The organism is uncultured Amaricoccus sp. (assembly GCF_937858865.1).
In the GTDB taxonomy this organism is placed as follows: Bacteria; Pseudomonadota; Alphaproteobacteria; order Rhodobacterales; family Rhodobacteraceae; genus Amaricoccus.
The window spans coordinates 1-2,111 of record NZ_CALLYO010000141.1; the positions used below are offsets into that span (position 1 = coordinate 1).

General features: G+C 73.8%; 3 protein-coding genes. All 3 read left to right on the forward strand.

The genetic code is table 11. The features are described 5' to 3' along the window. The coding region (locus Q0112_RS04035) for an ABC transporter substrate-binding protein (RefSeq protein ID WP_297971737.1) at positions 1–1,036 on the forward strand (1,036 nt) is incomplete at its 5' end. Positions 1,037–1,156: 120 nt separating this feature from the next. Continuing rightward, positions 1,157–1,768, forward strand: coding sequence for a holin-associated N-acetylmuramidase (locus Q0112_RS04040; protein WP_297971740.1), 612 nt, complete (start codon positions 1,157–1,159; stop codon positions 1,766–1,768). After that, on the forward strand, positions 1,759–2,111 hold a 353-nt coding region (locus tag Q0112_RS04045; protein ID WP_297971745.1), incomplete at its 3' end, for a 3TM-type holin. The genes Q0112_RS04040 and Q0112_RS04045, both read left to right, overlap by 10 nt.

Sequence of the window (2,111 nt, forward strand, 5' to 3'; positions counted from 1 at the left end):
CGCCTTCGCCCTCGCGCTCGCGCTCCTCGCCGCCGCCGCCCAGGCCCAGCCCGCCCCCGAGGCCACCGCCTCCTTCGGCTCCGAGCGCGCCGCGACCCGGCTCGCCGTCCTCGGCACCACCGACGTCGCGCTCGTCGCCCCGCTCTTCGAGGCCTTCGTCGCCGCCATGCCCGAGGTCGCCGTCTCCTACGAGCAGCACGGCTCCAACGACCTGCACGCGCTCGCCAGTGCCGCCTGCCGCGGCGAGGCCGCGCCCGCCGACCTCGTCGTTAGCTCGGCCGTCGATCTCCAGGTCAAGCTCGTCAACGACGGCTGCGCCCAGCCGCACCACTCGCTCCCGACCGCCGCGCTGCCGCCCGACGCCAACTGGCGCGACGAGCTCTTCGGCGTCACCGAGGAGCCGGCGGTCATCGTCTACAACCGCCGCCTCGTGCCCGCGGCCGAGGCCCCGCGCTCGCGCTTCGACCTCATCGACCTCCTGCGCCCGGCCGACAGCCGCTACGCCGGCCGCGTCGCCACCTACGACATCGAGGCCTCCGGCCTCGGCTACCTCTTCGCCTTCGCCGACAGCCAGCAGGCGACGACCTTCGGCAGCCTGATCGAGGCCTTCGCCCGCTCCGGCGCCGTCGCCACCTGCTGCTCGGCCGAGATCATCGACGCCGTCGCCGAGGGCCGCTACCTCCTCGCCTACAACGTGCTCGGCTCCTACGCGCTCGACCGCGCCGCCCACGACCGCCGCATCGCCGTGGTGGCCCCCGAGGACTATACCCTCGTCCTCAGCCGCGCCGCGCTGATCCCGAAGGGCGCCGCCAACCCCACCGCCGCCGGCCTCCTCATCGACTTCATGCTCTCCGATCCCGGCCGGGCCGCCCTCGCCTCAACCCACCTCCTCTTCCCCTTCGCCGAGGACCTCCCCGACGACGAGGCCTCCCTCTACCGCCCGATCCCCCTCTCCCCGACGCTGCTCCTCGGCCTCGACCGGCAGAAGCAGGCGAGCTTCCTCGCCCGCTGGCGCGCCGCCTTCTCCCCGCGCTGACGCGGACGGTCCCGGCGCCGCATCGGCCCGGCCGCGCGTCCGCTCTCGGCTCTCCTAACGGAATGCTAATCGCTCCGTGGCAGGGTCCCGGCCTCTCAACAACATCGCTGGAGAATGCCGATGCACTCGGTCGAGAGCATTGCGGCGGAGATCGTGCGCCGTGAAGGGGGGTTCGTGAACGACCCCGACGATCCGGGGGGCGCCACCAAGCATGGCGTCACGCTGAAGACGTTGCAGGGGCTGAAGGCCGACCTCACCGGCGACGGCCGGATCGACGTCGCCGACGTGAAGGCGGTGACGCCGGAGAAGGCGGCGGAGATCTACATCCGCCACTACTACCGCGCGCCGCGGATCGACCTGCTGCCCGAGCCGCTGCAGCCGAGCGTCTTCGACATGCAGGTGAACGCCGGCGCCAATGCCGTGCGCATCTTGCAGCGGCTGATGGCCGCCTTCGGGCTGCCGCTCGCCGACGACGGGGTGATCGGCCCGGTCACCGCGCGCACCGTGCAGCGGGCGATGGACCTCGCCCCCGGGCATCTCGTCGACGCCTACGGCATCGCGCGGCGCTGCTACTACTACCGGCTCGGCGACCAGCGGCCGGCGAGCCGCAAGTTCGCCCGGGCGAAGGACGGCGGCAAGGGCGGCTGGATCGTCCGCGCCGAGGAGTTCATCGCGGCGCGGTTCCACTTCACCCGCGCCCAGCACGACCGGAGGGTGGCGGCATGGGGGTGATGGGCGCGATCCTCGGCGCGGGCGGCGCCGCGCGGCAGGTGGGCGAGGCGGTGGGCGGCGTCGCCGAGGTCTTCGTCGGCAACCGCGCCGAGCGCGAGGCGGACGCGACCCGCCAGGCGATGGCGGCGATGGGCCAGTTCGGCGCCGAGTTCGCCAACGCGCCCGCCGGGCGCTGGGACGGCTTCGTCAACGGGCTGAACCGGCTGCCGCGGCCGATGCTGGCGCTCGGCACGCTCGGACTCTTCGCCTACGCCATGGCGGCGCCGGTCGGCTTCTCGGTCCGGATGCAGGGGCTGCAGCAGGTGCCGGAGCCGCTCTGGTGGCTGCTCGGCGCCATCGTCTC

What these genes read in the sequence shown, in the direction of transcription:
- Q0112_RS04040 (WP_297971740.1), top strand. Translation starts at nt 1,157, where the DNA reads ATGCACTCGGTCGAGAGCATTGCGGCGGAGATCGTGCGCCGTGAAGGG.